20 protein-coding genes are annotated in these 25,348 nt (G+C 53.6%); 2 read left to right on the forward strand and 18 right to left on the reverse strand.

Going from position 1 to position 25,348, the window contains the following annotated elements; genetic code table 11:
- Positions 1-402: 402 nt before the first annotated feature.
- The 5 genes from PGL01S_RS22525 to PGL01S_RS22545 all read right to left on the reverse strand — a co-directional run bounded on the left by PGL01S_RS22525 (position 403) and on the right by PGL01S_RS22545 (position 9,364).
- A complete protein-coding gene (locus tag PGL01S_RS22525) occupies positions 403-2,127 on the reverse strand; it encodes an extracellular solute-binding protein (protein WP_127496822.1) in 1,725 nt (574 codons plus the stop codon).
- 288 nt (positions 2,128-2,415) lie between these two features.
- Positions 2,416-3,081, reverse strand: a complete 666-nt coding sequence (bglS, locus tag PGL01S_RS22530) for a beta-glucanase (protein WP_373312762.1) — start codon at positions 3,079-3,081, stop codon at positions 2,416-2,418.
- 141 nt (positions 3,082-3,222) lie between these two features.
- Positions 3,223-7,524 (reverse strand): carbohydrate binding domain-containing protein, encoded by a 4,302-nt coding sequence (locus PGL01S_RS22535; RefSeq protein WP_127496824.1) that lies wholly within the window; start codon positions 7,522-7,524, stop codon positions 3,223-3,225.
- A gap of 63 nt (positions 7,525-7,587) precedes the next feature.
- On the reverse strand, positions 7,588-8,466 hold the full coding sequence (locus PGL01S_RS22540; RefSeq protein ID WP_116394205.1) for a carbohydrate ABC transporter permease: 879 nt from the start codon (positions 8,464-8,466) through the stop codon (positions 7,588-7,590).
- Positions 8,467-8,479: 13 nt separating this feature from the next.
- Positions 8,480-9,364 (reverse strand): ABC transporter permease, encoded by an 885-nt coding sequence (locus tag PGL01S_RS22545; protein ID WP_127496825.1) that lies wholly within the window; start codon positions 9,362-9,364, stop codon positions 8,480-8,482.
- A 219-nt stretch (positions 9,365-9,583) separates the two neighbouring features.
- Here PGL01S_RS22545 and PGL01S_RS22550 point away from each other — a divergent pair, with 219 nt between their 5' ends.
- Positions 9,584-11,296, forward strand: coding sequence for a sensor histidine kinase (locus tag PGL01S_RS22550; protein WP_127496826.1), 1,713 nt, complete (start codon positions 9,584-9,586; stop codon positions 11,294-11,296).
- Positions 11,297-11,306: 10 nt separating this feature from the next.
- A complete protein-coding gene (locus tag PGL01S_RS22555) occupies positions 11,307-12,929 on the forward strand; it encodes a response regulator (protein WP_127496827.1) in 1,623 nt (540 codons plus the stop codon).
- Positions 12,930-13,584: 655 nt separating this feature from the next.
- Here PGL01S_RS22555 and PGL01S_RS22560 read toward each other — a convergent pair.
- The 13 genes from PGL01S_RS22560 to PGL01S_RS22620 all read right to left on the reverse strand — a co-directional run bounded on the left by PGL01S_RS22560 (position 13,585) and on the right by PGL01S_RS22620 (position 25,347).
- Entirely contained in the window at positions 13,585-13,899 is a 315-nt protein-coding gene (locus tag PGL01S_RS22560) for a hypothetical protein (RefSeq protein WP_127496828.1), read from the reverse strand.
- Positions 13,900-14,026: 127 nt separating this feature from the next.
- Positions 14,027-14,509: a DinB family protein gene (locus tag PGL01S_RS22565; RefSeq protein ID WP_127496829.1), complete on the reverse strand. Its 483-nt coding sequence runs from the start codon at positions 14,507-14,509 to the stop codon at positions 14,027-14,029.
- Positions 14,510-14,543: 34 nt separating this feature from the next.
- Positions 14,544-15,065 carry a GNAT family N-acetyltransferase gene (locus tag PGL01S_RS22570; protein WP_127496830.1) on the reverse strand — a complete coding sequence of 174 codons (522 nt, stop codon included), beginning with the start codon at positions 15,063-15,065 and terminating at the stop codon, positions 14,544-14,546.
- 1 nt (position 15,066) lies between these two features.
- Positions 15,067-15,438 carry an iron chaperone gene (locus PGL01S_RS22575; protein WP_127496831.1) on the reverse strand — a complete coding sequence of 124 codons (372 nt, stop codon included), beginning with the start codon at positions 15,436-15,438 and terminating at the stop codon, positions 15,067-15,069.
- 17 nt (positions 15,439-15,455) lie between these two features.
- On the reverse strand, positions 15,456-16,169 hold the full coding sequence (locus tag PGL01S_RS22580; RefSeq protein WP_127496832.1) for a GntR family transcriptional regulator: 714 nt from the start codon (positions 16,167-16,169) through the stop codon (positions 15,456-15,458).
- Positions 16,170-16,180: 11 nt separating this feature from the next.
- Complete coding sequence (locus PGL01S_RS22585; protein ID WP_127496833.1) at positions 16,181-17,200, reverse strand: sugar kinase; 1,020 nt, start codon at positions 17,198-17,200, stop codon at positions 16,181-16,183.
- A complete protein-coding gene (gene dagF, locus PGL01S_RS22590; RefSeq protein ID WP_127496834.1) occupies positions 17,190-17,948 on the reverse strand; it encodes a 2-dehydro-3-deoxy-phosphogluconate aldolase in 759 nt (252 codons plus the stop codon). The genes PGL01S_RS22585 and dagF overlap by 11 nt, the downstream gene beginning before the upstream one ends.
- The gene (locus tag PGL01S_RS22595; protein WP_127496835.1) at positions 17,941-19,053 is read right to left on the reverse strand and encodes a DgaE family pyridoxal phosphate-dependent ammonia lyase; all 1,113 of its coding nucleotides are present in this window, start codon (positions 19,051-19,053) and stop codon (positions 17,941-17,943) included. Before PGL01S_RS22595 ends, dagF begins: the two co-directional genes overlap by 8 nt.
- Positions 19,031-20,134, reverse strand: coding sequence for an amidohydrolase/deacetylase family metallohydrolase (locus PGL01S_RS22600; RefSeq protein WP_127496836.1), 1,104 nt, complete (start codon positions 20,132-20,134; stop codon positions 19,031-19,033). The genes PGL01S_RS22595 and PGL01S_RS22600 overlap by 23 nt, the downstream gene beginning before the upstream one ends.
- A gap of 162 nt (positions 20,135-20,296) precedes the next feature.
- On the reverse strand, positions 20,297-20,641 hold the full coding sequence (locus PGL01S_RS22605) for a DUF1801 domain-containing protein (RefSeq protein WP_127496837.1): 345 nt from the start codon (positions 20,639-20,641) through the stop codon (positions 20,297-20,299).
- A 138-nt stretch (positions 20,642-20,779) separates the two neighbouring features.
- The gene (locus PGL01S_RS22610; protein WP_127496838.1) at positions 20,780-22,087 is read right to left on the reverse strand and encodes a homocysteine synthase; all 1,308 of its coding nucleotides are present in this window, start codon (positions 22,085-22,087) and stop codon (positions 20,780-20,782) included.
- 38 nt (positions 22,088-22,125) lie between these two features.
- Positions 22,126-23,103, reverse strand: coding sequence for an aldo/keto reductase (locus PGL01S_RS22615; protein WP_127496839.1), 978 nt, complete (start codon positions 23,101-23,103; stop codon positions 22,126-22,128).
- A gap of 18 nt (positions 23,104-23,121) precedes the next feature.
- Entirely contained in the window at positions 23,122-25,347 is a 2,226-nt protein-coding gene (locus PGL01S_RS22620; protein ID WP_218032380.1) for an SfnB family sulfur acquisition oxidoreductase, read from the reverse strand.
- Position 25,348 lies beyond the last annotated feature (1 nt).

Consider the following 25,348-nt stretch of genomic DNA (forward strand, 5'->3'; position numbering starts at 1 on the left):
CGTCATTATCCGTAAGTCGTTTAAATAACCAATACTATAACATAAAAAGAGTTGGTTGTTGCGGGTAACTGGTTTTGGCGCTGGGGAGGGTGTTACTTCGCTATGGCTGGCACTACGCAAGTGAATGCTCTTTCGACCGCTGTTGTTTTCAAAGTTTCCGATTCTAATTTGGTTTAAGGTTAAACTTTGAAAACAAAGGCGGACTACAAGCTTTCTGCAAGAAAGCTACTTCGGAAGCATTAACTCCGCTTCTCAAAAGCATTCACTTGCTCCGTGCCGGCCCGCTCCGTCCGGTTTCCTGCGCCCTTACGGGCGTTACGCCGCAAAGAACCCTGCTCTTTTTACGAGCGGGGGACGAAAAAAACCGCCTCTACTAATGAGAGGCGGTTCGGATACTTATTATTATTTTGTTCCGCCGCTGACGGATTGGTACCACTCGTTAACTTCCTGGGTGATTTTATCGCCGCCGGAGGATTTCCACTTCTCCACGAATTTGTCGAAGGAATCAACCGGAGCTTTGCCGTAGATGATTTGCGAGAAGGTGTCCTTCTCCATCTTGCCCAGAATATCGTTGCTTGTCTGCATCGTCTTGGTCGGAGCGCCCGTGAACATTTGAGGCAGAACCGAATCCTTCTGCTCCTGTACAATTTTAGCTGCTTCCAGCATTGGCTGCGGTGTGCTCATCTTCAGCTTCTTCTCGAATGGAGTAGTCGCTTCTTCGCCGTTCGCCAGCTTCGAGAGCACTTGCATGTTCAGGCTTGGAATACGAGCGCCGTCAAAAGTCAGCGTATATTTCTCAGGTGCGTAACCGCCCGTGCTTGCCGCGTCCGTCTTCACCTGGCCGTCTACCGTAACCCAGTCGTAACCCTCGGCAAGACCGTTCTCGAACTCTCCGCCAACCTGCGGATTCGCGTATTGCTCGAACAGGTAATTCTGGTAAGCGAAGAACGCTTCCGGATGCTCCATTTCGGCATTAATCAAGACTACGCCGTTCGAGTTCGATGTACCGTGACGTCCCACTTTGCCGTCTGGTCCCGCTGGCAGCGGATAAGCTTTGTACTGCGCGTCTTTATTGTTCTTCTTCACGTCTTCCAGCGGCCATGCCGGCATCCAGTGAGGACCAACAACGATACCCGCTTTGCCCGCCGTGAAGTCTTCCGCCGCTTTCGTCTCGTCATAGAGACCCGCTTCGGTTGGCAGATAGCCTTTGCTCATCCAGCTTTGAAGCGTGGCCAGCGCCTTCTTGGAGCCTTCGGTTACGGAGCCGTATTCGAGCTTGCCGTCCGCGGTTTTGTTCCATTGGTTAGGCATTGTGCCGTAAGCGCCAAAGATCCAGCCCGCGTCCGACATCCATGTATTAATCCAGTTCTTGAAGCCGATTGCGAGACCGTAAGTATCCTTCTTGCCGTTACCGTCCGGATCCTGGTTCGTGAAGGCATCCATCACTTTTTCGAGATCATCCAACGTTTTTGGCGCCGACAGTCCAAGCTTCTGCATCCAGTCTTCACGGATCCACATGACAGGGTCGCCATTGTAAGCGTAATCCAGAATCGGAATGCCAATTCGCTTGCCGTCCTCCATGTACGGATACCATACGGTTGGATCCTCGTTCATCGCATCCTTCCATACCTGGCTCGCATATTTGTCGAACAGCTCGCCTGCATCAACGAAGCGGCCGGAATCAATCAGCTCTCTTACCAGCGTGAAGTCACCGCGGTACGAAATAATATCCGGCATTTTTTCGTTTGTTGCCAGAGACAAGCGAAGCTTCGTTTCAAAGGCATTGTTCGTGGAAGGAGCAATCCACTGATTCTTGAGCTGAATGCCGAATTTATCAAGCGCCCATTTCGTATGAACGTTATTGTCCTGGTCTTCGCCCGATTTGAATTTGACATCCGGGCCCCAAGGACGCAAATAGGTAACGGTAATCGGAGGATCGTATTTGACGTCTTTCGCTTCCGAGCCTGCATTCGTATTTTCCGCAGAAGCCGTGTTGCTTGGCTCTTTGCTCGCATTGGCATTGTCCGGTGCATTGTTATTGTTGCCGCATGCGCTCGTAATCGCCGTAAGGGAGATCACTCCCGCGAGTACCATGGTCGGCAGCAACTTTCTCTTTTGTTCTTTCAACTGCGTTTCCCCCAGTGCAATGTATTAGCTTACAGGACTTATAATAAGGAGTTGGACTACCCCGTTCTATACTAAGATTGCAACATCGATTGCACTTCTTTAGGATGTTGGAAATTGAATATGCACCCTTAAAATTTTACTGTAACGGGCTATGCCATGCCAGTTGAAATATATCCCCTGAGGGGCTATTTGATCTCTCGCTCCCTCTCGCCCGCCTATAGCAAATAGAGCTCGACCGAAACAAGAAAAAAACAACGGTACAGGTTCCCCCGTACCGTTGACGCAAAACTAGTTGCTCGTATATTTCATCCAATCGTACTCGGCATAAAGCGGATTGGCGCCATTGTAGGCTCCGAGCCAGCTGTCGACTCCCTTGCCGTTCCAGATGTTCATCATGATTTTGCCCGGATTGGTTGGGATGTTGGAGGTTGCCGTATGCTTCAGTACGCCGTCCACATACCATTTGATAGACCCGGCTTGCCAGTTAAACGCGTAAGTATGGAAGCCTTGCGACGCATCAAAGCCAAGATCAACGATTTTCTCATGGCCGCCTACGCCATTAGTGTAATAGTTAAACTGAACCTTGGTGGTATCTTTGCCGAGGAACTCGATATCGATCTCATCCCAAGGCGTACCGTCAGACGGACCGGTATACGTGAAGAAGGAAGATACGATGCCCGTGTTTTTCGCCGGCTTCATGCTGACCTCGTACAGACCGTAACCGTATTTGTTGACGGAACGGTACTCGGCGCAGTCAAACACGTTGTAGGCGGAGCTGGTCAAGCCCAGCTTCAAATGCCCGTCGCTCGTAAAGCTTACGTTGTTCGCCCGCCAGGTACAGTTGAACATGCCGCCGTTCGAGTAGCCGTCCGCCTTCTGCCAGGTAGCGGGATTATAATACGTCAGAGGCTCCCAAAATTCCGTAGCCCCGTAAGAGCTTGAGACAAACAACATCGATACAATCGCCGAACCGGCCATAAGAAGGGATGCTTTCTTTTTCATAGAACACCTCCGGATTTTATCATGCCTTGGAATTGCCTGCCGCCTTCGCTTATCCCCTCCCCCAGCACCAAGCTTTCGATCTATACAATGGCGTTAAATCGGCCCCAGATTGACCAAGCTAACGTCCGAGATCGTAATCGTCGCGTTACCGGCGTTGCCGCCCGCAATATTGCCCATATCGAAGGAGATGCGGGACGTATTATACCCCTGATCGGTCACGTCAAAGGTGAACGTAAAGGTCTGCTCCTCTTCCGTCAAATCCACCTGCTGGCCGTAATAGCCATGCCAAGCATAGCCTGCCGGCACATCTACCCATCCGATGCCAAGACCCAGCTTCCTTGCCGTGCTTGCTTTCGCTTTGAAGCTAAATGCATACTTGCTTCCCTGCTGAATAGCAAAGCCCTCTTGAATAACCTGGCGGTCCCAAGGGTTATCGCCGACCGCGCCGATCGAAGCCTCCAGCTTTCCGTTGTTAGCCCCGATCGTAAGCTCGCCCGGTGCCGTCGTATAAGAGAACCACCCCGCGAGGCCGTTCGCGAAATTGCCGTTTTGCAGCAGATTGACGTTCGCAGGCTGGCCGCCGCTCTCCGCGGAAGCATTAACCTCGTACAGCAGCACGTTATCGAACGTTACCGAATGCTCGCCTAGAGCGCCCGCCGGATTGCCCAGCCCGAACACCAGCACGGACGAAGGATCGGAATCGCTGGCCATTGCAAAAGAATACGCGTAATGCTTGCGGTCTGCGGAAAGCTGGGCAGTATCCTCCAAATATTTGGCGAAATCGCCGCTGCTTTGCGAGACAACAACCTGCACGGCTTTCTCGCTAGTAGCGGAAGCATCAAATTCCAGCCTGTAAGTCTTGCCCTTCTCGATCGTTAATTGGCCTTGCTGAAGCGTATCGTCCCACCAATTCGCGCTTGTGCCCGGGAGCGTCGCAACCAGGCTTCCCCCATCCGAGCGGCTCATCGTCGCCGAACCTCCCGCACTTAGATTCCAGCCGTTAAGATCCGTATCGAATCCGCCGTTCTGAACCAGGTTAGGCGACAGGTCTACCCAAAGCGTGTTATAGTCGTAGCCCTGGAATTCCACATAATAGTCATGTCCGGCTGCCAGCGCGGCAGGATTCATATAGACGGTTTGATAAGTCTGCCAGCCGCCGGTATTGCCGAGTTCATAACTCGACTGCGAGACGACGGTACCATTCTCGTCTTTGATCCGCAGGCGGACTTGCGACTGCTCCTTACCGCTTGCCACTCTGGCCGAGAATTGATATTCACCGGAACGAGTTACGCCGATTTTGTACTTGAGCGTATCGCCTTCATCCATGTAGGCGACGTTTTTGCCGCCTTCGCTTGCATTTTCGAGCTGCAGCCCCTGCATCTCCCATGCGTTTGCCGCCGGAATATGCGTATAGCCCGCTACCGTCATCGGCTCTCCGCGCTTCACCAGCCGGACGTTGTCTACATAGACCGTACCGCTCTCGCCGCCGAACAGCAGCTTTAGCTCGGCTTCTGCCGTATCCGCGCCGCCCCCCAATACCGCTTCCAGCGAGTAGGCTTGCAGCGTGGTGCCCAGCGATATGGTATTGCCGCCTGGGTATGAAGCGGAATGATCGCCGGCCAGTTCAACCTTCATACTCCGCGGCGCATCGGCCTTGGCCTCAAAAGTAATGCCGTATTCGCTGTTCCCTGCAAGAGCCAGCTTCGGCTGGGAGACCGTTACGGCTTCCGCATCCGCTCCTCCGTCTACAACATTAACGACTAACTGCCGCTCATAAATCGGAAACGCAAGGAAGTTATTCACGCTGACCGCGGCTTCCGCACCCGGAGCAACGGACTTGGTCCAAAAAGCCAGCCGGTCTTTCCCTTGGTCAAACGTACCGTTGTAGATCAGATTGCCGTCCGCCAGCGCTGCCCGTTCACCCGGCACCTCCGGCTGAGGGGACGCATCGCCGATCTCAACCAGCTTCACGTTTGCGATATAGACGGTCGTCGCGTTCTTCCCGAGGTTAAACTCGAATCTCGCGTTGTTGTCGGTGCTCTCCAGCATGTCGAACGTATATTCATAAGACTGCCATTCGGTCGTCAGATTGCCGTATTGCTCGCCGGAGTAATTTTTCCAGTTCTTCTCGAACTGATTCACCTTCGACATTATCGTGCGGGCCTCGTCGGCCTTCGCCTCATACGTGACCTTATACTTTTTACCCTTCTGCAAAAACACCGGTATTTGGGTCAGCTGAACGGAGTAAATCTCCGTACCTGCGTTATCGATTGCGATTTTTGCCGCTTTTCCTTTGGAAGCATCGTCCACGACGGCCACTTGGCCTGAGCCGCCGGCGTTAAGAAGGAACTGCCAATCCTGCGGCACACCGTTTGCATCCGTTGACTGCGTAAACTTTTCGTTATACAGCAGATTGCCGTCAGCCTGCGGTTCGCGCTTAGGGGATGGCTCCGGCGGATTGCCCGTTACATCCTTCCAGCTGTCCAAATTCTTGTATTCATACACCCTTACGAAGTCGACATTCATCTGATCGGCCGTAAAGTCGCCGTTTGGCGAACCAGGCCAATCACCGCCTATCGCCAGGTTCAAAATCAGATAGAACGGGCGGTCAAACGGCGCGGGATACGTATAATAGTCCGGCTGCCCCGGCCCTTTGGTTTTCCAGTCGCTCACTTCTTGGTAGAGCTGGCCGTCTACATAGAATCGAATGACGCCAGGGAGCCATTCCAGTTGAAAATCGTGGTAATCGTCGGCAAAGCTCTTGCCCTCCGGCAGAACATAGCTGCCTTGTTCGGACCCATGCGAGCCGTCAGGCTGAACGCTGTCGTAATGAAGGGTGCCAAAGACGCGGTTCTTGTTCGCTCCGCCAATCAGCTCCATCAGATCAATCTCGCCGGAAGCCGGCCAGCCCCCGTAATGGGCTTCGTCGGTTGGCATCATCCAAATCGCCGGCCACATGCCCTGCTGAACGGGAAGCTTGGCGCGGACAACAACCTTGCCGTAGGTCCAGTCGCCTTTTTCTTTGGAGATAAGCTTCGCGGAGGTGTATTGGCTTCCTTTATGCTCTTCCTTCTTGGCTTTAAGGCTCAGGACGCTGCGGTCGCCATCCCGTTCAATAACCGCATTATCCGGCTTGTAGTACTCAAGCTCGTTATTGTAAACAACGCCGGTATCTTGAACCGTCCACTTGCTTGAATCAATCGTTGATTGGTTGAATTCGTCATTCCATACGAGCTTCCACTCGTTATCCGCTATCGTTGTCGGCGGTACGGGCTTCTCCCCGGACGTAGCCGGCGGGTTGGTTGCAGGAGGATTGGTTGTTCCCGCGGAACCCGTACCCAGGGTGGTTGTCGTGCCTGCCGGCACGGCTTTGTCATTCACCGTTACGCCGCCCGACTGGACCTGAAGACTTCCTACGCGGCTGTCCGCCGACCATTCGAAGTCCGTCGGATGCTGGATAAGGACCTGATCCGCCGTCGTTCCGTTTGAGAAAACAACGCGAACCGGACCGCCTGGCTTGTTGATAAGCACATCCTTCAGCTTGGCACCGTCAAAAACAACCGAATGGCTTCCGCCGCCCTTAACAACCGTCTTGCCTGTAACGGTAACGCCCTTGAGCGTCACATCGCCTTCTTTAATCCCTTCTGCAAGCAGCAGGCTTCCGTGCACCGCCGTACGGTCGACGGTAACATCCGTGGAGCGAATGATGAGGTTGCCTTCCACTTGCGCAGCGTCGTACTTGCCCGGCTTAGCAACCAAATCCCCGATCATGCCGGACAAAAGCACGGCCGACTCGGCGCGCGTAATCGGTGACTTCGGCTGAAGCTTACCGTTATAGCCTTTTAAGTATTTTTCGTCCGTTAGGTAAGTAAGCGCTTTCTTTGCGTATCCGGAAACATCCGCCAAATCCTTAAACTGCTGAAGCTGCGCATCGGTTTCCAAGCCCGTCGAGAGCTCGAACGCCCGGTCAATCATAACCGCTGCATCTTCCCGCGTTATGCTGGCGCTTGGAGCAAAATGCTTTGCGTCCACGCCTTGAACAATGCCGGAACCGCTTGCTCTCTTTACCGCGTCGGAATACCACGCATCAGGTGCCACATCCTGAAATCCGGCTGCTTCTTGTCCGGCGAATCCGAATATGCGGTCCAGCATGGCAATAAATTCTGCACGGCTGATTGGCGAGCCTGGCTTAAACGCACCGTTTTCGTAACCGCTTACAACTCCAAACGAAGCCATGCGATTGACGGCGGCTTCCGCCCAATGTCCTTGGAGATCCTTAAACGAAGTTGCCGCAGCCGCTTCCGAGGCATGAATCGCTGTCCCTCCAACAAGCGGGCTAAGAGTGGCTGCCAGCAGACTGCAGGCCGTTAATTGCGATAATCTCTTTTTTAACATAGTTACCTCCCAAATGGTTTACATGATCGGGGCCGCATCAAGCGGCCCCTCCTTTGCCTATCGCTACTCTTTTACCGCGCCAATTACCATCCCTTTAACAAAGAACCGCTGCAGGAACGGATAAACGAGCAGAATCGGAAGCGCGCCGATAAAAATTTGCGCGGCCCGTACCGTACGCTGCGAAATGTTCTCCAGCTGCTTCGGATCGACGTTGATCTTGCTGAAATCCTGCTGGACGATAATCGTCTGGAGGAGCGAAGCCAGCGGATAATCCTTGATATCCCGCATATAGATCATCCCGTCGAACCAGGAGTTCCATTGATAGACCATCGTGAACAGCGACAAAGTCGCGATCGACGGCATCGACAATGGAATAAACACGAGCACCAGCGTCTTCAGCTGGCCCGCCCCGTCCAGATAAGCCGCTTCCTCCAGCTCCTTCGGCAGGCCCCGGAAAAAGTTCAGCATCAGAATGACGTTCCATACCGACACCGCGCCGGGCAGCACTAACGCCCAGATGGAATCCATCAGGCCTAGCTTCTGAATCAGAATATAGCTTGGAATCAAGCCTCCGCTGAACAGAATCGTAAAGACAAAAATCCAGATATACATCGTGCGGCCCCGGAAATGAAGATCCTCCTTCGATAGCGGATAAGCGGTCATTAGGCAAAGAGCCATGCCGATTACCGTGGATAATACGGTTCTCATAACCGAAACGCCAAGCGAGTTCAGAAAATTGGAATTGCCGAACGTTTTCTCGTAAGCATCCGTCGTAAAGCCAATCGGCCAGAAGCCTACCAGATTCGAGGAAGCCGGCGCCATGCTGCTGAACGATACGGCCAGAATATGAATAATAGGCAAGATGCATAGAAGAGACAAAAAGCCAAGAAACACATAGTTGCCGATGTTGAAAATTTTGTAGCCTAACGTTTTGTGGTACAAAAGTAGAACCTCCTTAGAAGACGCGATAATTCGCAAATTTATAGGCCAACCGGTAAGATGTCGCGATGAGAATCGTCGCTACGACGGATTTGAACAGTCCGACCGTTGTGGCGAAGCTCATTTTCCCGTTTAATATCCCCAGCCTATAAACGAAGGTGTCGATAATATCTCCCTTCTCCATCACGAGAGGGTTGTACAGGTTAAACACCTGATCAAACCCGGCATTCAAAATATTGCCGATCGATAAGGTTCCAAGCACGATGGTAATCGGCATCAGCGCCGGCATCGTAATGTGAAGGGTCTGCTTCAGCCTTGACGCCCCATCCACCTCCGCAGCCTCGTAAAGCGCCGGATTGATTCCCGCCAGTGCCGCCAGGAAGACGATTGTTCCGAAGCCGAACTCCTTCCAGACATCGCTGATTATAAGCGTGAAACGGAACCAGTTGTTGTCCCCGAGGAAGAAGACCGGTTCAAACCCCAGCGCCGTTACGGCTTTGTTGACCAGTCCCCCGTCCGGAGCGAGAATATCGAGCAGAATGCCCCCAAGAATAACCCAGGACAGGAAATGCGGCAGATAGACAAGCGTCTGCGTAACCCGTTTGAAGGCCATCAGCCTGACCTCATTGAGCAGAATGGCGAACAGGAACGGAACGATAAGTCCGGCTGCCATTTTGAAAAAAGCGATGACAAGCGTATTCCAAATCACCTGACCGATATCCGGATACTTGAACAGAAACCGGAAGTTGTCGAGGCCGACCCATTCAGATCCGGTTAACCCTTTCCAAGGCTTGAAATCCTGGAACGCGATTACGATTCCGGCCATCGGAACGTATTGGAAAATAATGACGAGAACAAGCGCCGGCAGGAGCATCACGTGCAGGGGCCAATTGCGTTTCATGTTCCAGCTTTTCCTTGAAACACGGCGTTTTTCTTGTTGTGCAGGTAGCTGTAAAGCTGTTTCTTTCACCGCGGTATCCTCCATGTTCAGACAAATTTGTGCTTTTCTAGGTCGTCCTGACCTTGTAATATAACGATTATAGCAACGGGGATTTGTGATCTATATCCTAATATTGCAACAACGATATTGATATTTTAACTATCTGAAGGGGGCATCATCTTGCTGCTGCGGTTCAATGTTTTTACGAAAATCTCCCTTCTCGTCCTGCTCCTGCTTATCCCGGTCCTATCCCTCTACACCTATTCCAACCGGGAAAGCGTGCGCGTCATCGAGAACGAAATCCAAAGCGGCACAACGAATCGCTTGTCTTCTTTCGCCGCCCAGGTCGAGTCGAATATTTATCAGTTATCCCTCTACGGCGTATCGATTGGGCAAGACTCCAGCATTCAGGAGTACCAGCGTCCGGACTTCCGGGAGCAGCCTTATGAACGGGTAAAGCTGAGCGTCGCCATTCTGGAAAAAATGAATCTGTACAACGCCGCCAGCAAGTGGCATTCCACCATTACGTTGTTTTTCCCGCGCACGGGAGACGCCTTGTCCACGGACTATTACAATACGATTACGTATCGGGAGGATGCTTTTACGAGGCCGTTCCTCAAATCCTGGGAGTATACGGGCGACAGCTTTGTCTGGTATGCCACCGAACCAACGACGGCGATGTCCAATCCGCGCAGCGCGAGGCTCATTACGAAGATCAGCTTCCCGATCAATCATGTGACGGCCATGCTGGACGAAAACAAAGTGAACAACAGCGGCGATCCGTTCCTGTTTAATCCGGAGCAGGGATCGATCCGCAATCATTCCGCCAACGCCGCGAAGATCGATCTTCTCACGGAGAAGCTGAAATCATCCAAGCTCGGGGAGCGGGGAGGCTTCCGTACGAAGCTGGACAATACCGAGTATTACGTCTCTTACATCAAGTCGGATAGCCTGAAGTGGTATTATGTCGATTATGTTCCGATGCAGCAGATTTTGAGTCCGATTACGAACAGCCGGAACTTGTTCTATACGTCGATTGCCGTCCTGCTCGTCATGAGTATCGCCGTTATATTCGTGATTTACCGAAGTGTGCAGGTCCCACTGCTCAAGCTTGTCCGGGGTACCAAGCGGCTGTCTTCCGGCGATTTCTCGGTGCGGCTGAGCCATTCAGGCCATAACGAATTCAGCCTTTTGCTCGGACGGTTCAACATTATGGCCCAGCGAATCCAGGAGCTGATCGAGAACGTATACGAGGAGAAGCTGCGGAGGCGTGAAGCAACGCTGAAGCATTTGCAATCCCAGATCAATCCGCATTTTCTGTACAACTGCCTGTTCTATATCAAAAACATGGCACGGATGAAAAACGAAAAAGCCGTTGTTGCGATGGCATTGAATCTTGGAGAGTATTTCCGCTATATTACGAGATCGGAAAACGACGGTGCGACGATCCGCGAGGAGCTTAGCATGGTCACGAATTACCTGGAAATCCAGTCTCTCCGGCTTGAACGGATGCGGTTTACGATTGAGGTGCCGGATGAGCTGATGAACAAGACGATCTCGCGGTTAACCTTGCAGCCGATTGTCGAAAATGCCATTGTCCACGGATTGGAGCCGCAGGCGGAGAACGGCGAGATCCGGATCCGCGGATATGCGGAGGACGGGGTGTATCGGTTAGTCGTGGAGGACAGCGGGATCGGAATGACAGACGAGGAAACTCAGAAGCTGCAGCTCAGCTTAACCAAACCGCTTGACGACAATATGGGCTGCGGGACTTGGAATGTGCATCAAAGATTGATCTATCTGTTTGGAGAAGGAGCCGGCTTGTCTTATTCCCGCTCAGACTTGGGGGGAATCAAGACGACTATTACCTGGAGTGACAAAACAATAGAGTAGGTGAAGCAGCATGTTACAGCTCTTGCTTGTAGACGATGAACGGTCCGTTGTCGAGACCCTTGCCGAGACGATTCCTTGGGAAGAATGCGGCATTAGCGTTGTTCACGAAGCCTTATCCGGGCCAATAGCCCTGCAAATCATGGAAGACCATGCGATCGATATCGTGATTACCGATATCAAAATGCCGGGGATGTCCGGCATAGAGCTCATTACGGCGATTAATAGCAAATGGCCGCATGTCCGGACTATTTTGCTCACCGGATATGCCGATTTCGATTATGCCAAGCAAGCGATCGTTCAGAATACCTTTGACTATCTTCTGAAGCCGGTCAGCGACGAGGATCTGATCGATTCGGTTGAGCGCGTTGTGAAACAAATCAAGGAGAAATGGGAAGAGGTTGCCTCCCACCGGAAAACCTTGTACACCTTGAACGAGAACCTTCCTTTGCTGAGGGCTAATACGCTTAATGAGCTGCTGAGAGGCAGCAATCAGTCAACGCTTGAGGACAAGCTGGCGCTTCTGGAGCTCCCTTTTGCGGCGGGCGATCAGGTGTGCATGATGCTGATCCGGATGGAGGAGCGTTTTGCCGAAATGCCGGGACAGGATTCCGCGCTGATGGAGTACGCGATTTGCAATATAACGAGTGAAATCATGCAAAATGACTATCATATCTGGCATGCCCGGGATGCTCATGATTACATCGTGATTCTTGTAAAACCAAGGAATCCGGCGGTTTCTGGCGCCGGAGCCAGGTCTTTGCTCGAGCGTTACGCCGCGCAAATTCAGACCAATGTGCAGAACTATCTCAAGGGGGCTATTTCGGTACTCGTAGGGGGCCAAGGAACGTTCCCGGGACAAGTGAAGGAAATCTATGAGCATGCCGTTACCTCCATGCGCCGGAAGATGGGCCACGGAAAAGGGTTGTTTGTGACCACGCAGGAAGCCTTGGATTCCAGCCCGATGAATACGGTCTGGTCCTTATACGAGCCGCCTACCCTGATCAGCCTTCTGGATGCCGGCCGGTTCGACGACGTCGAGGCGAAGATCCGGCATATTTTCCGCGATATGCTGGAGACGGGCGGCGAACAGGATATGTCGGAACAGCTGATTGAAGCTTATCATGTGCTGGCCGGTGCGTTCTCGTATATCATTCACAAGAACGGCAAGCTGTTGTCCTCCGTTCTTTCGCCTGAGGCACTCAAGTTCTTCCATGCTCCGGCTTACACCACGGCGGCGCAGCTGATGGAATGGTCGATCCGGATTCTGCAGGGTATCCGCGAGGATGCCGATCAGGAGCTCAAAGATAACCATAGTACGATTGTTCGCGCGGTCCGGTCGTTTATCGATGCCAATCTGGCGAAGGACGTATCGCTGCCGGCTATTGCCGACCATGTCCATCTGCATCCCGTGTATCTCTCGAAAATCTATAAAGCGGAAACCGGCGAGCCGCTGACGGAATACGTGTACCGGCTTCGGATGGAAAAGGCCGCCTTCCTGCTTCGCACAACGCCGTCCAAGGTATTCGAGATCGCCGAGATCGTCGGCTACAACAATACCGCGTATTTCATCCGCGTGTTTAAGAAGTTTTTTGACGTGACTCCCCAGGAGTATAGGGACGATGAGGGGAGGTAGTTGCGGGTAACTGTTGGGCTTGGGGCTGGCTGGGAGGCGGTGGTACTGCGCTGGGGCTGGCACTGCGCAAGTGAATGTTCTTCCGATTGCTGTTGTTTCCGGATTCTTTGAACAATCGGACAGTGGTCCGAATCCGGAAACAAAGGCAAACGCTCCGCTTCTCCAGAACATTCACTTGCTCCGTGCCCGCCTGCTCCGTGCGTCGTTACACCACAAAAACCTCGCTTCATCGTTTGGGGATGAAGCAGAAAGATAGACCCTCGCAGGGGTTTTTTTTCTGCTCGGGTTTTGTATTAGCTACCTGCTCGTTCTCGTGGCTTGGAACTCGCCACCCTCTTCGGGCTGCCATGCCGCTTGGGCGGCAGGCTTTTTGCCTGCTATTCGCCACGTTCCTCCGCGTGCCAAGGCTCCCGAATGGCTGCAGCAGGCTTTATGCCTGCTATTCGCCTCATTCCTCCGCGTGCCAAGGCGCCCGAATGGCTGCAGCAGGCTTTATGCCTGCTATTCGCCACGTTCCTCCGCGCGCCAAGGCTCCCGATCGGCTGCAGCAGGCTTTTCGCCTGCTATTTGGCTCACCTCGTAACTAAGTTGTGGAGCAACGCGAAAAACGAAAAAAGACCCTCTTGGGGTCTTTTTTCGTTAGGCCGTGCGGGTGCTACGTCACGCTTTCGTCTTCGGCTTTTGGCTTGAACCGTCCGATAATGTCCAGCACGTACTTGATTATCAGGGATAAGCCGCCTATGAAGAACAAGGTAATCAGCGTCCACTCCGTCGGGTCCAAGTTAACTATCGATAATAGGAAATATAGAGGATATACGTAGAATAGAATGTCCTTTAGATAAGGCAGAAATGATGTCTTGAAGCTTCCCTGCCAGAACGACTTGGAAAAGGCAATTACGAAGTCGATAATCATAAACCCGAATACGCCCCAAAACGTATACTTGATCCAGTCGATAAGTGTAAATGTCACTCCATCATCACCACCTTGCAACACCATATGCGATAAAAGGTGACATGTTGATAAAATGCGCCCAAAACTTTTCGACTGGTTTGTGTGAAATTTGACAATTTTAAAACAAAACGCTTACAAAGAACAATTACGATTCGTTAGCGGCGAAACGCTTGAGCAGACTGATGGAATTGAAGTGAATCCCTTCATGGTACAAGGTATAGCTGAGAAATTCGCCAACCGTATGGAGAGTAAGTCCCGTCCCCGTGGTGAACGGAACGGCCACTTGCTCGTCTATTCTATCATGCAATTTTTCCGCAATCCGAATCGGCTGCCCGGCAAGCAGCTCCAGCAAAACTTCAAGCTCAGGCAGCTGATCTTCGTCCTGCCAATCACCGGGCTTGGTGCCTTTTGCAAACCACCGCTCAAAGCCTTCGGGAAGGTGTACGGACTCCCCTGCGAAATGAAAAGCAAACCTTTCCTGAACCACGTAAATATGCCCCAGGTTCCACCTGATATTGTTATTGAAGCCGCCTGGCACATGATCCAGCGCAGCTTCCGACAGACCGCGAACCGTATTTACCGTTACCTGCCTGATAAAGCCAAGTTGGTGAAGCAATCCTTTACTCATCGGGATCCCTCTTTTCCTCCATAATCAAGAAAGTCTAACCCTCTATCCAGAACCGGCGGATCACGTTCCCGTTCTCTTCCTTGAAGCTCGTATCCTCAACTCCGCCATTGTTCAAGATCGTCCTTGCCGATGCGACGTTACTCTCGTCGCAGCAGACCAGAACCTTCTGAATGCCAAGCTCCCTCGTCTTCTCGAGAGATTGGGCAAGCAGCTTCGTCGCATATCCTTGCCTTCTTGCGGAAGGGCGGATTCCGTATCCGATGTGCCCTCCCCTTTCCATCAGCCAAGGCGACAAGGCATGCCGGATGTTCACCGCGCCAACGATTCTGCGGTCTTCCGTTGCCAGCCAATAGGTGGAGTTCGCCACCCAGCTCTCTTGAAGACCAATCCCGTTCGAGACGTCCTCTAGCCACCCAATCATCGCCTGGAAGTCCGACGGATCCTGTTCCACCACCCAAGGGACGATATCCTCGCCGCTGTCGATCCATTCCCGGTAAAAATCCAGGTAAGGCTCCTTCCACTCCAGACCCGGCCGAACCAAATAAACATCCGCCATCTTACTTCTTCCCTTTCTGCCTGTTCTCCGCTGCCCGGTATTCGGTGATCCTCTTGATCAGTTCGTACGGAATAGGTTTGTTCAGCGGGAATTGTACGGAACCTTTGGCTCCTTTATAGCCGGACAGCTCCTCCTGAAAAGCGCTGATACCTGCTGCCGTCGGGTAAAATCCGATATGCTTTTTGAACGCGGCATAATAGACTAAATTTCCGTTCAACTCAAAAGCCGGCATCTGGTAGCTGATCTTTTCCTTCGCGTCCGGCGCAGCTTCCCGTATCACTTCCCGAATCTTCTGAAGGGTCGTCTGCAGCTCGGACGGAAAGTTTGCAATATATTCATCAATCGTTTTGTACTCCGCGGCGTTTGTTTCCATGTCGGCCTCCTTGGTCCTTACACATCGTAATTAACGACGTAAGGATGCATATCCGTATTATAAAAGCCAACGCTGTACTCAATCAAATCGTCGTCGGGGCCATACGCAAACCGGGAACGCTTCAGCACGATAGCTTGTCCCGCAGTCATTCCGAGTGCTTCCTGCACTTCGTCCGGGGCCGGCGATACGGCAAATTCATCCCGGTAATGCTCGGGTACAAAGCCCTGCTCCTCCAGCCAGTCGTATAGCGATTGGATCCTAAGAACGTCCGCGCTGCCGTGCAGCTTCGCCGGCAAATAATGCGTGTAATGAATATAGGGCGTCCCGTTCAGGAGATACAACCTGTCGATCTTCAAAGCTTGCGGCCCGAACAGACGATACGGCTCCGTTCCTTCTTCGTTATTCGAAAGTCCCGCGCGCAGCAGCTGCTTGCCGATCTGATGTCCCTCTTCTACCAGAACCTCCGTGAACCGTTTCAGCTTGGACAGCTTGGAGGAGGAGGTATTGCGGATGACTCTCGTGCCTTTGCCGCTGCTCGTCTCCAGGTACCCTTCCTGCACCAGCGCCTTGATCGCATTGCGTACCGTTATTTTGCTGACCTGGAATTCCTGCTCCAGCAGCGGCTCGGATGGAATATTCGCATCCACCGGGTACACCCCGTGCAAAATCCGGTCTTTTATAATGTTCATCACTTGTATATACAAAGGGCTGTTGTTTCGTACCAGCTTCATTGCCGTTCTACCTACCTTTCCACATCGGCCGCCTTCTCCGCCATCGCCCTCATAACCTCCCGTTCGGACGACATTGGCGTATCTCCGGCCGTAGTATGCGCCAATAGGGCTGCGGCCGCCGCGAAGCTTACCGTCTTCTCGGGAGCAAACCCCTGCAGTTCCCCGTGAATGATCCCGCTCGTATAAGCATCGCCGGCTCCAATCCGATCATACACCATAAACGACCGCTCCGGCGAAAAAGAAAAGGTTTGCTTCTTGTAAAGAAAACCACGCAGCGAATGCGTATTGTCGGCATTAACGGTACGATGCGTGCCTGCGATAACGGAAATGCCATAACGGTCCGCCGCCACCGGAATCAGTTCGACGAGCTGTTCCTCGCGCTCCGCTGCCGCAGCCTGCATCCCCAAAATATGGATCGCATCCCGTTCGTTCATCATGACCATATCCGCCAGCTGCAGCATCCGCTCATAATGAGGCCTCGCCGCGCCATAGCCGTCATCGCCCCATAAAGCAGGGCGGTAGTTGCAATCAAACACGACCACTCCGCCCCGCTTCTTCACCGCCTCGGCCAGCTTCCGCATATGGAGCCGGACGCCGTCATTCATCGCCAGCGCAATGCCGCATAGATGAAGAACGTCCAGTTCGGCGGAAATCCGGTCGTAATCGTAAATATCGGCAGGAGCCGTATTAAAGCTGCTTTCTTGCCGGTTCGTATAAGTGACGCGGCTAGGACGGGAACCAAAGCCATTCTCGAGAAAATACATGCCGATATATCGTCCGCCGCGCTCTATAAGCTCCGTTGCCACTCCAAGCCTGCGCAAGCTTCCGATTGCCGCTTCGCCCAGCGGATTATCCGGCAGCCGCGTAATGAGGGACGCCGCATAACCAAACCGCGAGAGTGCCGACATCACGTTAACGCCCGTGCCCGAGAACGAATAAGACAAGCTGTCCGCCTGCGTCAACAGCTGGAAGCCCGGCGTCTGCAGCCGCATCATCACTTCTCCAAAAGCCGCGATCCGCTTAGCCGCCATAGCGGTCGACCAGCTTTTTCATCGTGATCAGCAGCTCTTGCACATCCTCCACTCTGGTTGCCCCTGTTGCCTTATCCATAATCGAGGAATACACATGCGGAATAACCTGCGGTACGCCCGCTTCCAGCGCTATTCGCAGAATAGCCTCGAAGTTCCCCTTATCAATGCCGCCTGTCGGCTCAAGCGCAAAGCCTTCCTCGGCACATGCCTTGGCAACCGCCCGAAGCTCATCTTCGCAGGCTAGTCCGTTCATCGGAAAATATTTCAGAGCATTGCCGCCCATATCGCGGACAATCGCAATCGCCGCCTTCACCGGCACGATAGCCTGCTCCTGCGCCGCCGCGCTGGCCGGTCCCGTTGACAGATTGACGTAACCAACCTGACCGGTTGGGGATACCAAGCTGTTAATCCAGCTGTCTTTTTCTCCGAGATTAGCGCGCGTTGCTCCTACGGAAGGGAACACCTGGTTAATGTGCGTACCACCGTACTGCTTCGCAATCTCCGCAACAACGGTCGCCTGGCGGTTATCCCCCGCGCCAAGGCCGATGGATACGGCATCGTCAATCGCGAGACCGTACTCACGCATGGCCTCTACCGCAGCCTCCACATTCGGGTAGTTTTTGGACAAAACGCCAACCAACACGTAGCCCTCCGCCGCCTCGAATACATCCTTCGCATTACCGATGCTGCCCGCGAGCACATTAAGCGCAGCGCGTCCTTTATACAATCGTTTCGTCATATTAGACATGGTTGCGGCCTCCTGCCAGTTCTCGTATGCGTGCTTCGATGACTTCCATATCGTCGCCCGTTAACGGACGGGGATCAATATCGAAATAGCCCTGTTTTACGCCGTAATCCCGGGTATAAATCGCAATGTCGCCTTCCCGCAGCCCATCGTTGACGGCCTTTGCCGTTGTACCGGACAGGGCTGGATCGATTTGAATTCTTGCGCGGAATATCGCTCTTCCCGCTTCATCCTGCACTATCGTTACCTTTATGCCGGGAAGCTCGGAAAGCGGAAGGAGCTTGTTCAGCGCTGCCTTCTCCCGCTCGCTGTTATCCGGCTTATCGCGGTATTCGTCCAGCGCCTGAAGCAGGCCAAAGGACGTTTCCTTGCCGACCTTCATGCTTCGTCCGATGCCGTGAAGCTGCATTTTCACCCACTCGATATAGGTCCGCTTGCCGCCTACAATGCCGGAGGTTGGTCCTTCAATCGCCTTCGAGCCGCTATAAATGGCAAGGTCGGAATATTGGACGTATTTCCGCAGATCCTCTTCCGCCGCCGCGTCCACGATCATCGGCACGCCCCGGCGCTGCGCGACTTCCCAGGCTTCCTCGACGCTGATCATATTCTTCTGCACGGCATGATGGGACTTCACGTACAGGATAGCTGCCGTGCGTTCATTGATGGCTTCCTCGATATGCCCGGCTGTTCCTTCGTTCGCGTAGCCAACCTCCACCAGCCTGCCGCCGCCCAAGTAAACCATCGTTTCAACCGGCGCTCCGTATTGCACGTTATGGCCTTTGAGAATAATAATCTCGTTCTGCTGGATTGGCTCTTGATGAAGCTTTTCCGCCAACCGCCGGCTTCCCTTCGTCACGATTCCCGCAACCGACAGCGCAATGCCGCTGGAAGCGGAGTTCACGATGACGGCCGCCTCGGAGCCGATAATCCCTGCAACATAGTCGCCTGCTTTGTCGACCAGATCGGCAATCTCCACATAGCTTTGTCCGCCTAGCTTCATTGCCTCCATAACCGAATCGGTCGGCGCGGAGACGCCTAGAATGCTCATTCGGCCGCTGGCGTTAATAACTCTCTTCAACCCGTATCTAGCATGCAAAGTACTGTCCATTCGTATATACTCCCCTCGCCTGAATCGTTTGCCCCGCCGTTCTTTTCTCGCCTTCGGAATCCAGCAGCTCCGACGGGCTGTCCACCACCTCGAATAAAGTCAGGTTCGCGGGCTGGCCTATCTGAATGCGCCCAAGTTCCGGTCTGCCAAGCCAGCCGGCAGGTCGGACCGTCACCGCCGCGATAATCTCTTCCAATGAATAGCCTAACATTAGAAACTTCGTCAGCACCTGAGATAAGCTATGCACCGGACCGTTCAGCCGGTTGCCCCGGTAAATGTCCGTGCTGATCGTGTCAAACCGGATTCCCGCATGTTTCGCCATCTCCGCCACTTCGAACGAAAAGCTTGCCGTCCCATGCCCAACGTCCAGCCTAACACCTCTGTCCAGCGCCTCCTTGAGAACCGGCAAGGCGCCGCCATTATGATCAAACAACCGGTTATCCCGCTTGCCGTTCAAATAATGCGTCACCACGTCGCGCTCCCGAAGCAGTGGCAGGATCTCTTCCACTCCGGGCGGTCTCGAGCCGATATGGACCATAAGCGGCAGACCGCTTTCTACGGACAAAGCCCTCGCCAGCCGCAAAGGCTCCAGGCCGCTTCGGCCGACAACGCTTCCGCTCATCCTCGCCTTTAACCCCACGATAAACGCCGGGTGACGGGCAATAGCCTCTAGCGCCTCTTTCCGGTCAATCCATTGAAGCTCCGACAGCTCATCGACCCGCTGCAGGCCAAGCCGGGATACGTTCAATAGCGCCAATACTCTCGTCCTTGCCTCAGCCCGGCTTGCAGCCAGCTCGTCAATCCGGTCCGCGCCGCAGCTTCCCGCGTCAACAATCGTAGTTACGCCATGCCTCACGCCAATTTCATCAATCTCATCGCCATATGGCGCAAGCCCTGAAACCGCATGCACATGCAGGTCAATCCACCCGCTCGAGGCGTACATGCCGGTACAATCCATTACATTGCCGCCTTCTGCCGTGCATGCATCCGACAGCTCCGCAATCCGGCCATCCGCACCCATCACAATGTCGACCCTCTCTAAACGGTCCAACAGCTTTACGTTCCGCCATATCAATTCCATTCCGCCACCTTTTTCTGCAACAGACATGTAGTATAACGTTATAATGTTAGATTACATCGATTAGGTGGAGCGGTCAACAAACATTATAATGTTTAAACAGAAAAAGAGCCTGCAAGTTAATGAGAATCCCTTCCACTAACTTGCAAGCTCTCTCCTGCCGGATTACAACGACTCTGATGCCTGCTTCAACAGATTGGCGAGCACATCGAAATCAGCCGCTTGCCCTGCTTTGAATTTGATTGTTTTTCGTTCCGGCGGACCGTCGAACTGCCCTTCAGGGAATTCCACTTCAGCTGCGTTAAAAATAACAAAGCTGACGGCATCCTTCGCTGTCGAGATAACCGCGGCGTATTTGCCATTTTTCAAAAAATGGGGCTTCTTGTATTGAATCCGTTCCTCCGCACCCGGCACAGTCTCGTGGACCATATCCCGAAGGCTGCTTGCCAGCTCGGCCTGCCACGGCTGCACCAGCTCCTCGATGAACGACGTAACTTCTGCCTGCTTCATGCCATCCTCTCCCTTTTGCAATGATTCTATCAATTACTATACCATTTCGCCTAAATTATAGAAAACCTGTCTTTCAGTATTCGCGGAAGAAGAGCAAAAAACCTCACTATGAAGTGAGGTTTTTGTAAATGCACACTGTTATTGAGCGACCGGAACGCCTTTCGCCGCCTCGATTGCTTGAGCCAGATCGTCAATAATATCACGGATGGATTCCGTGCCGATGGAAAGACGGATCAGCCCCGGCGTTACGCCGGCTGCAAGCTGTTCGTCTTCCTTCAGCTGGGCATGGGTCGTGCTGGAAGGATGAATAATAAGCGACTTGGAGTCGCCGACATTCGCTAGATGCGAGAATAGCTTCACGTTCTGAATAAGCTGTTTCCCCGCTTCCGCTCCGCCTTTAATACCAAAGGTAAGGATCGCGCCTTGGCCGTTAGGCAAATATTTTTGCGCGAGCTCATAGGAAGGGTGGCTTGGCAGGCCAGGGTAGCTTACCCATTCGACATCTTCATGGTTCTCCAGATACCGCGCCACTTCCAGCGCATTGGAGCTATGGCGCTCCAGGCGAAGATGGAGCGTTTCCAGCCCTTGCAGCAGCAGGAACGAGCTGAGCGGCGACAGCGCGGCACCCAAATCGCGGAGCAACTGTACACGAGCTTTGATTATATAGGCGATTGGCCCTACTGCCTGCGTATACACCACGCCATGATAGCTTGGATCCGGCTCGGTGAGGCCCGGGAATTTGCCGCTTGCTTCCCAATCGAAATTACCGCCGTCAACAATTACGCCGCCGATTGTCGTGCCATGCCCGCCAATGAATTTAGTCGCCGAATGAACAACAATATCCGCGCCGTGCTTGATCGGCTGCAGCAGGTAAGGACTTGGGAACGTGTTATCGACGATAAGCGGAATACCGTTCTCATGAGCGATTGCCGCTACCGCTTCAATGTCGAGGATATCGCCTTTTGGATTGCCGATCGTCTCGCCATAGATTGCTTTTGTCTTATCCGTAATGGCGCTGCGGAAGTTCTCCGGATTGCTGGAATCGACGAATATAACCTTGATACCCAGCTTGGCAAGCGTATGGGCAAACAGATTATAAGTGCCGCCGTACAGCGAAGCGGAGGATACAATCTCGTCGCCGGCACCTGCAATGTTGAGAATGGCCGTTGTAATAGCCGCCTGTCCAGAAGCAACGCCAAGCGCTCCGGCTCCGCCTTCGAGCGCGGCAATACGCTGCTCGAATACATCTGTGGTCGGATTCATGACCCGCGTATAGATATTGCCAAATTCCTTCAGCGCAAACAGGTTGGCCGCATGCTCCGTATCGCGAAAGCCGTACGACGTTGTCTGGTAAATCGGCACCGCCCGGGATAAGGTTGTCGGGTCAATCTGCTGTCCCGCATGCACCGCCAAAGTCTCCAAGCCATAGTTGTTTGTTTCGCTCATCGTTCATTCCTCTTTTCCAATTAAGTTTTTATATAAAATCAAACGTATTGCTGCTCTTCACGGCGATCCGTCGCAAGCGGCGGCTCTGCCGACAACCGGGAAATCTCGTTTCTTTGGTCGGGGGTTAACGCAATGTCCGCGGCAGCCAAGGAGAATTCCAGCTGCTCGACACTACGCGCGCCGATGATTGGTGCCGTAATAGCAGGATGACTGCCCGCCCAGGCAACAGCTAGCGATGCGGGATGATAGCCATGCTCGTCCGCGTAGGCCCGGAACCGGTCAGCCGTCTCGTAATAGCTGTCTTCCCCATAACGGGTCGCGTAGTTCTTTACTTCCACCAGCCGGCCAGAGTCCGGTTTATGGGACAAGCCGTATTTGCCGGTAAGAAGCCCGCCGCCAAGCGGGCTATACGAGATCACGCCAAGCTGCTCCGATTGTGCCAGAGGCAAAATTTCCACCTCCGCCTGCCGCTTGACCAGATTGTACATAGGCTGAATCAGTTCAAAACGCGCCAGGCTCTGGTGAATGGAAATGCCAAGCGCCTTTGCAATTTGCCAGGCTGCCCAGTTGCTGACCGCCGGGAATCCGATTTTGCCCTGCTTCTGAAGATCGTCCAGCGCCCGGACCGTCTGCTCGATATCCGTTGCCGGATCAAAACGGTGTATAAAATAAAAATCGATCCAATCCGTACGGAGCCGCTTCAAGCTTTCCTCCACCTGCAAAATGAGGTGCCTGCGCGATGCCCCGCGGTCATTTAAGCCCTGCCCGACAGGGAACCCAGCCTTCGAGCTGATAACCAGCTCATTGCGGTGGCCGGCTATAAATTCGCCTAGCCACCCCTCCGCAATTCCCTCGCTGTACACGTTGGCCGTATCGAAAAAGTTAATGCCCGCCTCCCGGCTGCGGTTATATAAAGCCTGGGAGGTTTCGCGGTCCGCATTGCCGCCAAACGACATGGTGCCAAAGCATAAGCTCGACACGTAAACGCCCGTTCTGCCTATTGTCCGGTACTCCATAATAACTCCCCCCTTCATCTACATTTTGTATTCGTGATATTCGCCGTTAAGCACCCATTTGCCGACATGATGAAGCTTCAGCCGTGCCGGATCGTGGAGGGTATGAATCCGAGCATTCCGCCAATGCCGGTCATAGTTGTATTTCTGGTCCATAGACGCCGTGCCCGCCGTTTCAAACAATGCGTTCGTTATTTCGATCACCGTTTCGGTCATGCTGTATTTCGCGGAATCAACAAGCAGTCCGGCTTGCCCGACGTGATCCGATGTAGGCTCCAGCACAGCCTTGTCGATAGCTGCGGCCGCTTTCTCCAAAAGCGCTTCGGAGGCATACAGCTTAATGCCAAGCTCGCCAAATCGCCGGATCTGATCGGGCTCATCCGATGCCCGCTCCGCGTTGCTGCCATACACAGGCCGGGTTTTCTCCCTGACGAAGACCGCAGCGTCCTCGATGGCTGCCTGCGCAATCCCCGCATCAATAGCCGCATGCAGAATTTGCCCGAACGCCAGATACGTATTGGGCAAGTCGAATATCTGGTATTGCGGCAGCACATAATGCTCCGGAATGTCCACATCCCGCAAAATGACGCTTCCGCTTCCGGTAGTCCGCTGTCCGATGCCGGACCAGTCGTCAATGACCGTTACCCCTTGGGCATGCCTTGGCACGTAGACGATTACCCGTTTGTCCTCTTCATTCAGCGCGGCCACCGGAATCCACTGGGCGTACAAGGCGCCCGTCGAATAAAATTTCGTGCCGGATAACCGGTAGCCCGTATTCCCTGCAGTTCTCGCAAGCCGCGTAGACATATGCTTGAAGTCCTTCTTCACGCCCCGCTCCGCAATTGCATTACCGAGCAAGGCTCCTCGCAGCACTTCCCCGAAGAAGAGCCTTTTCTGCTCCTCCGTTCCTACCAGCTCAACGGATTTCAGGAAGTAATAATGGTTTTGCGGGATTTGTCCGAGGGAGCTGTCCGCTTTGGAAATAATCCGAATGATTTCCGTCAAGACTGCCACTGTGACGCCAGCCCCTCCGTACGACTGGGGTACGGTCACGCCAAGCAGGCCGCTTTCGGACAATTCCCTCAGCTCAGCCAGCGGAAGCCTCCGCTCCCTGTCCCGCTCCGAAGCTCCGGCTTTAACCGATTCCGCGAACCGAGAAGCCGCCTCGAGCGCTTCCTTCTCCGTCTTTAATACCCTTGCAGGTTGGCGACCCGCAAAAAAATGCTGCGGCAAATCCGTTAATGCGTAAGGGGACAGTTCCTTTGGCTTCGGCTGCCCGACAGCTCCTCCTTCCAGCAGCAACTGGGCTTCGCGGAGCAGCTCTTGCGGAACATACTCCTCCGGTTCCAGCGGCTGATGCAAATATTGATTGTCCGCCAGCCAATCCTGAATTCCCTGCAGCTCCGCCCATTTGTCCGACGACGGTTCGATATCAAGCTGCGCATGCAGCCTGCCGGAGAACACGTCCGACAATTCCTTCTCGGCTACACCGGTCACATGTCCAAGCAGCCGGTACGCATCATCCGCATGTTGGTCCGCCCACCGCGCAGCCGCCCCGGTATGCGCAATCAGCCTTGCGGCAGCTTCAGGCTGCTGTTCAACAAATGTCCTGGGGGCTGTTAAGAGTACCGGCAAGGCAACTATTTCATCATGAATGGAACGTGCTCCGAGCAGCGTTCGCAGCCCTTGGTCGAGTGCACCCTCCGCGTATACGGCGTCTGCTTCGCCCGACAGCAGCGCTTCAGCCAGCCGCTGGGCAACGGCTTGATTTTGTTGATGATCAACCGTATGCACGTTAACGTTAAGCAAAGCATGTTTGATTTTGCAGCCTGGATAACTGCGCGCAATACGCTGAACGGCCCGGTCGGCGGACATATACCAGGGATCCGGGATGCTGTCATCAATCCTCGGAATACCGATTACATTCGCTTCCTGCATACGCCGGATACGGGAATCAGCCCGGACCAGAATGGAGCCGCGAAGCTGAATTTGGGTCAAGCCAAGAATAACGCGGCTGTCTTTCTCCTCCGCCAGCAAGGCCAGGCCCGCCAAAGGTTCATCCCAGCGAACCGAAAAGCTTTGCTGCTCACCGAAGGTGATATCCAGCTCATTACCCTGCTGATTCTTCGTAAGAGTGACTCCTCGCCGCTTAAAGTCCAGCGGCAATCCGCCCAGCTTATAAGCAAGCTCCAGCGCATGGGGCAGCGGCTTTGCCGTTTTTGTGAACTGTTGTACCGAAGAGGTCATT

The organism is Paenibacillus glycanilyticus NBRC 16618 (genome assembly GCF_004000805.1).
GTDB classification, from domain to species: domain Bacteria; phylum Bacillota; class Bacilli; order Paenibacillales; family Paenibacillaceae; genus Pristimantibacillus; species Pristimantibacillus glycanilyticus.

Excerpts from the sequence above, each read along its gene's own strand:
- PGL01S_RS22580 (WP_127496832.1), bottom strand. The coding sequence starts at position 16,169 with ATGAAGCTGGTACGAAACAACAGCCCTTTGTATATACAAGTGATGAAC.
- PGL01S_RS22575 (WP_127496831.1), bottom strand. The coding sequence starts at position 15,438 with ATGGAAACAAACGCCGCGGAGTACAAAACGATTGATGAATATATTGCA.
- dagF (WP_127496834.1), bottom strand. The coding sequence starts at position 17,948 with ATGTCTAATATGACGAAACGATTGTATAAAGGACGCGCTGCGCTTAAT.
- PGL01S_RS22605 (WP_127496837.1), bottom strand. The coding sequence starts at position 20,641 with ATGAAGCAGGCAGAAGTTACGTCGTTCATCGAGGAGCTGGTGCAGCCG.
- PGL01S_RS22570 (WP_127496830.1), bottom strand. The coding sequence starts at position 15,065 with ATGGCGGATGTTTATTTGGTTCGGCCGGGTCTGGAGTGGAAGGAGCCT.
- PGL01S_RS22585 (WP_127496833.1), bottom strand. The coding sequence starts at position 17,200 with ATGGCGGCTAAGCGGATCGCGGCTTTTGGAGAAGTGATGATGCGGCTG.
- PGL01S_RS22595 (WP_127496835.1), bottom strand. The coding sequence starts at position 19,053 with ATGGACAGTACTTTGCATGCTAGATACGGGTTGAAGAGAGTTATTAAC.
- PGL01S_RS22610 (WP_127496838.1), bottom strand. The coding sequence starts at position 22,087 with ATGAGCGAAACAAACAACTATGGCTTGGAGACTTTGGCGGTGCATGCG.
- PGL01S_RS22545 (WP_127496825.1), bottom strand. The coding sequence starts at position 9,364 with ATGAAACGCAATTGGCCCCTGCACGTGATGCTCCTGCCGGCGCTTGTT.
- PGL01S_RS22555 (WP_127496827.1), top strand. The coding sequence starts at position 11,307 with ATGTTACAGCTCTTGCTTGTAGACGATGAACGGTCCGTTGTCGAGACC.
- PGL01S_RS22565 (WP_127496829.1), bottom strand. The coding sequence starts at position 14,509 with ATGAGTAAAGGATTGCTTCACCAACTTGGCTTTATCAGGCAGGTAACG.
- PGL01S_RS22600 (WP_127496836.1), bottom strand. The coding sequence starts at position 20,134 with ATGGAATTGATATGGCGGAACGTAAAGCTGTTGGACCGTTTAGAGAGG.
- PGL01S_RS22535 (WP_127496824.1), bottom strand. The coding sequence starts at position 7,524 with ATGTTAAAAAAGAGATTATCGCAATTAACGGCCTGCAGTCTGCTGGCA.
- PGL01S_RS22620 (WP_218032380.1), bottom strand. The coding sequence starts at position 25,347 with ATGACCTCTTCGGTACAACAGTTCACAAAAACGGCAAAGCCGCTGCCC.
- bglS (WP_373312762.1), bottom strand. The coding sequence starts at position 3,081 with ATGTTGTTTGTCTCAAGCTCTTACGGGGCTACGGAATTTTGGGAGCCT.
- PGL01S_RS22615 (WP_127496839.1), bottom strand. The coding sequence starts at position 23,103 with ATGGAGTACCGGACAATAGGCAGAACGGGCGTTTACGTGTCGAGCTTA.